4 protein-coding genes are annotated in these 5805 nt (G+C 44.3%); 1 reads left to right on the top strand and 3 read right to left on the bottom strand.

The genetic code is table 11. The features are described 5' to 3' along the window. Nucleotides 1-626: 626 nt before the first annotated feature. Together AC29Z1_RS12400 and nifH are read right to left on the bottom strand one after the other, a co-directional pair. Entirely contained in the window at nucleotides 627-1574 is a 948-nt protein-coding gene (locus AC29Z1_RS12400; RefSeq protein ID WP_488271775.1) for a NifB/NifX family molybdenum-iron cluster-binding protein, read from the bottom strand. 199 nt (nucleotides 1575-1773) lie between these two features. Beyond that, a complete protein-coding gene (gene nifH, locus AC29Z1_RS12395) occupies nucleotides 1774-2649 on the bottom strand; it encodes a nitrogenase iron protein (protein WP_488271774.1) in 876 nt (291 codons plus the stop codon). A 380-nt stretch (nucleotides 2650-3029) separates the two neighbouring features. On the opposite strand from nifH, the gene AC29Z1_RS12390 reads away from it, so the two are divergent. Continuing rightward, entirely contained in the window at nucleotides 3030-4202 is a 1173-nt protein-coding gene (locus AC29Z1_RS12390) for a MalY/PatB family protein (RefSeq protein ID WP_488271773.1), read from the top strand. Between the two features lie 186 nt (nucleotides 4203-4388). Here the strand turns inward: AC29Z1_RS12390 and AC29Z1_RS12385 are convergent. Further along, nucleotides 4389-5805: HesA/MoeB/ThiF family protein (locus AC29Z1_RS12385; protein ID WP_488271772.1), on the bottom strand; the 1417-nt coding region annotated here is incomplete at its 5' end.

The raw sequence follows: 5805 nt of genomic DNA, 5'->3' as shown, positions 1-5805 counted from the left end.
TCCATTTTAATCACATAGCCGTCTTGCACAGTCAAGATCAAGTGCCCATTTTTAACCGTATGCAGCGAATAACGAATTAACTCCATAACTTGTGGTGGCAAACGTCTCTTGGAATTTAGCTTTTCCACATTACACCTCCAAATTCATTATTATTTTACTCATCAGCAGCCAAACAAGATGCAATGCAAAAGTGTGCTGATTCACTTTACAACGTTGCCGACGCAGATACAGATTCAGCCACAGGTTTCTCCATTTAGCTGCTTTTTGCCTGTAGCAACATTCCCAGTCTGCAATAATTCCCAAATGTTGTGCCGAACCCAGCCAAACTCGGCTGATGAACGGATACCATCACGCGGTCTAGGCAGAAACTGCCGTTAGTGCTATCTGATTGTTGGACATCTGACCGCCTCCTTTATTGGATTGGCAAACTGCAAATCCAGCACTACCCAAGCGATAACAAATAAAACTACCAACAGGACGACTGAGGTTACAACATGCTAACAAAAAAAGGCCAAAGTACATCCTTACGGATAATACCTCAGCCTTCAGCCTTTCTGATCAGCTAAATAATAAATGATTTGAATTTAATTATACTGCCCTAAACCTGTTTGTCAATACTTTCCTGTTTATTTACGGCTGCACCCGGAAAGTTGTATTTGCGTTGCTGCATAGCGAAGGCCGGCTTCAACTGTATCACAGTATTCTGAGATAAAAATTCCCTTAGCCTGGAGCCGCTTTTTCGCATGATAGCCAATACGCATAGTCAGCAGCGCATCACAATTTTCTAAAGCCGCAAGAATTTGCTCCCTTGCAGCATCCTGGTTATCTGCATCACACTCTGACATACCGGCACAATACTTACCTACCGTCCGGGTCTCACGGAGCTGAAAATGCTGCCCATCTCCCTGGTAAATAAACAGCTTAGTAGCATGACCAAAATGCTGGTCTACCAATTTTCCATGTTTTGAAGTAACAGCAATTTGATAAACCGTCTGCGCTTTATTGCCTGCTGTTACGCTGTCTGGCAGGCGGTTACACAGCCGATATTCCTGCGAACGGTCTTCATACAGCAAACCAATAGCATCGGCCCGGCATTGCTGGCAGTGACGCATCTGACGAATCTCTCGTTGGCAAACATCCCTTAGGGCATTCAGTTCTTTCATGCTGGTCTGCGGCAAATGCGCAAAAGCACTTCCCGGAGCAGGAATTAGCGGCATAATATTGGTAACAAACACTCCCAAGTCCTTCATTTTTTTGACTACCTCAGGTATATGCCCATCCTTAACCCCTTTAATCATAACGATATTAATTTTAACCAACACACCATGTTTCACTAAATACTCAATGCCTGCCAACTGGTTATGAAGTAACAGCGCGGCTGCTTGAGCACCGATATACCGCTTCCCCTGATAGGATACAAACTGATATATTTCCGCCCCAATCCTCGGATTTAATGCATTCACAGTTACTGTAACATGATCTTTAGCAAGCTCGGGTGTTAATACTTCGCTGGTAACCCCCGGACGACTCTCATTCACACAGTCATATTTACGATTACAATAATTGCATTGCATGTTACACCGAGAGGCCACCGGTAAATGCATTCGGGCATATTTATGCAGAGCATCTGCCGAGTGCACGGATGTTTGCTTGTTTTGTCCAATACAGTAGGACTTAGCTTATCAAAACATACGCTGCCCATACTCTCACCTCACTGTTTCCAGCCTAATGCCACCTGCCACCAGCGGCAAGGGACGAACCCGGAAAATCCTTTTAAATACCAGCCGCTGCACTGCGAACCTCACCAGTTTCCATAGCTAACAGTTGATCGGCCCATGCAGCAGCCCATTTGCGTAGTTCGGCGGTTTCCAATGGGGATGGCACTTTGGATTCTGTCGTTTCTATGACCTTCTGGGCTAAACGGCTATAAATCTTTGCCTGTTCCGAATATGGTGCCGCCTCTATGGTTGTTTTTCCTTGCAGTTCAGCCTGAGTTACTGTTACCGAACGGGGAATATACTCCACCACTCGGGTTTGAGTCCGCTGTACAAAGTCATCGACGATTTCTTTGGCATAGGGAGCATTGATGGAATTGGCGATTAGCCCGCCCAGAAGAGCTCCGCCAGAATTAGAATATTTCTGAATGCCTTTAAATAAATTATTGGCTGCATAAATGGCCATAAAATCGGCCGAAGATACGGTAAATACATGCTCGGCAATACCTTCACGAATGGGTACGGCAAAGCCCCCACAAACCACATCGCCTAAGACATCATAAATAACAACATCCAAATCCAACTCTTCATACACTTTTAATTGCTTAAGCAGTTGCACGGCAGTGATAATGCCTCGCCCGGCACAGCCAACCCCCGGGGCCGGTCCGCCTGCCTCCACACAATAAACGCCATTAAATCCTTTATAGATGACATCCTCTACCTGTACTTTATTTTTCTCCCGCAGCGTGTCAAGCACTGTAGGAATATACGTACCGCCGCGTAGCGTATTCGTGGAATCAGCCTTCGGATCGCAGCCAAACTGCATGACTTTATACCCTAATTTCGATAATGCTGCACTGATGTTGGACGTTGTTGTTGATTTACCAATTCCGCCTTTGCCATAGATTGCAATTTGCTTGATTTTTTTGCTCATGTTACCCCTCCTAGATTGTTTAAAAACAAAAAAGGTCAGAATGACAGTCCGTTAGAACTGTAATTCTGACCTTTGGTTGATTCACCAATCAGTCTTATTGTACTATTATATGAACTTGTAAATATTATACTACTACTTCCAAAAAACTCAAGTTTTTTTGTGCTATGTTTTATAATATTTATTGCAGTTCCTTGACAATTTTACTTACTAATGATAGTTTATATTTATAATTATTATACTCATTAGCTGATCAGAAAGACTGAAGTCTAAAGTATTGTCTATCACAGACATACTTTAGCCATTTTGGCATATCCTGATCTTGCTGTTAAACCAATGTTACCTTGCCGACAGGCTACATTTCATACATAAGGGTGATAACTATGACTACTCGCTTTGATACCATAATTGCGCGTCAACACAGCGGCAGCACCAAGTGGGATGACGCTCCATCACTCTTTGGTTCGGAAGATGTGCTCCCATTCTGGGTTGCCGATATGGATTTTGCTGCACCGCCGGCGGTAACGGCCGCTTTAGCTGCCCGCGTTGAACATGGCATTTTTGGTTATCCTTCGCCCCATGCCTATGCTTATGATGCCGCAGCTGCCTGGCTGGAAAATCGTCATAACTGGAAAGCCAGTCCCGATTGGATGGTAAGCACCCCCGGCGTAGTAACTGCCATTGCCCTGGCTGTGCAAACATTTACCAAGCCCAATGATAAAGTCATTATCCAGCCGCCTGTGTATCCACCCTTCTTTTCCAGTGTGACAGGTCAAGGCCGCACGGTTCTGGAAAACCCTTTAATGTATAAAGATGGCGAATATCGTATGGATTTTGATGACTTAGCCATCAAAGCCAAAGAGGCTAACATGCTCATCTTGTGCAGCCCGCATAATCCTGTCGGGCGGGTTTGGTCACGGTCGGAGTTAACCCGGCTGACAGAAATCTGCTTGGAAAACAACGTATTAATCCTGGCAGATGAAATCCACGGGGATCTGGTGTATCGCGGTCATAAACATATTCCACTAGCTTCCCTGGAAACGGCTAACGCTGATAACATCATTACCCTGACAGCTCCCAGCAAGACCTTTAATACTGCCGGCCTATATACCTCCATTGCCATAATTCCGAACAGCAAATTACGCCGGCAATTTTCGCAAGTGCTCCAGCTATTGGGTATAAACAAAACCAATGTATTTGGCATCACCGCGCTAGAAGCAGCGTATCGTCATGGCGGCGAATGGCTTGATGAGCTGTTAGTTTACTTGGAAGGTAACGCCCAGTATCTGACAGAATTTATTACCGCCAATATTCCGGCGATAAAAGTCGACAAACCGCAAGGTACTTATTTAGCCTGGCTTGATTGCCGTAACCTAAATCTCCCGCAGCAAGAACTGACGAAATTCTTCGCCCACAAAGCCAAAGTTGGGCTAAATGACGGCGCGACTTTTGGTCATCAAGGCAACGGCTTTATGCGCCTAAACTTTGGCTGCCCGCGCTCACTGTTAGCAGAAGGCTTAAGCCGAATCGCCCAAGCCATCAAACAATTAGGCTAATAAAATGTAAATGTAAAGCTAATCAGGCAAAAGCTCAAAATGACTCAAATCACTTTTGAGCTTTTTTTACTCGTTTACACAAAGAGGCTTTATTCTACTCATTGCAGAATAAAGCCTCCCGGTTTCATGTGAATTTATAATACATCTGGTAAAAGTGGTTTGTTTCCACTTTTACCAGATATCTTGTCACTCCTGACAAGTATTCTCTTCATCAGGACATACAAATTTATATTCTTGGAGCTCAAGGATTGTGGGATTTACACCGCATAACGGACAGCTATTTTGTTTGTTTATCTGTAAGGTGCCAAAATGACAATATATTCCGTCCAGAAACAGCACTCTGTCGCGCAAGGTATTTCCCTGTCCTGATAATACTTTAACAGCTTCAGCGGCTTGGAGAAAGCCCATGATACCTGGCAGCGGCCCAAGCACACCAGCTTCCGAGCAAGTCGGCGTACTGCCGCCTGTGGGGATATCTGGCAGTGTGCAGCGATAGCAGTGACCTTGGGGCGTTACGATAGTCATGCATGTACCATCAAATCTAAGTACACCGGCATCAAGCATTGGTTTCTCCATAAAATAGCAAGCATCATTGACTAAAAAGCGGTCAGGGAAATTGTCAAGGGCTGCAATAACTATATCATACTTTTCCAGGATACTATAAACATTTTCTTTACTCAATGCGGTATGATACTTATGAATTGTAAGCTGTGGATTTAGATCCTGTAAAAACAAGGCAGCCGATTCCACCTTCGCCATTCCGATTCTTGACGTTGAATGAAGAATTTGCCGATTAAGATTACTGATTTCCACCGTATCATAATCTACCAGACCAATAGTACCCACACCGGCAAGTGTGAGTGCATAAGCTGCAGGTGATCCCAATCCGCCTGTTCCGACAATCAGAACTTTACTGTTTTTAAGGTCAAAATTCTCGGTAGGTATTGGTATAGAATATAATCCACCTAGGGTTTGTGCTAATTCTGTCTGACTAACGGCAGAAAACTCCATGGAAAAAAGATTACAGTTTAGAAAATCAACTGCCGTTTCGCCAATACCTAGGATCAGTTTTATTGCCTCCAGAACACACAACGGCCCCAAAAAACATTTTGAAAGAACTTCGGCAGTAATCTTGTTTTCAGGAGATGATGTATCTGCTGTTGGTTGTACATCAGACAGTTTTGCCAAGAATCCTTGCAGCTTGTCCTCGGCTTTACATACCTGGATACCGCTCTGCCAACCGTAATATAGCGCCAAGATGGTAGGAACAAAATGTCCAAAAGCAAATTCGGATTTTGCGAGAAACTCAGGATCTCCCAGCAAAATTCGCACATCACTAGCCTGTCCGTCAGCTAATGAAATTGAGACGTCAGTATTTAAATCACAAATCCGGGCAGCAAGCTTAGCAAAACCCGCGGTATCAGCAAAGGAACAATGTATGGAGCCTATACCGGCAGCAGCCAGGTAATATATTGCTGGCGCCGCAGCGCTCACATTCTCTGCATAAACAAAAACTGACGACTCTAAAAGCTTTTTTTGACCTGGCCCGCTAATTTCAGGCATTAAGATATGCCGCAAATATCTATTTATCTGTTCCTTGGGA

The organism is Sporomusa sp. (assembly GCF_057736855.1).
The sequence above is the reverse complement of the archived record's forward strand: the minus strand, read 5'-3'. Positions and strand labels throughout refer to the sequence as shown.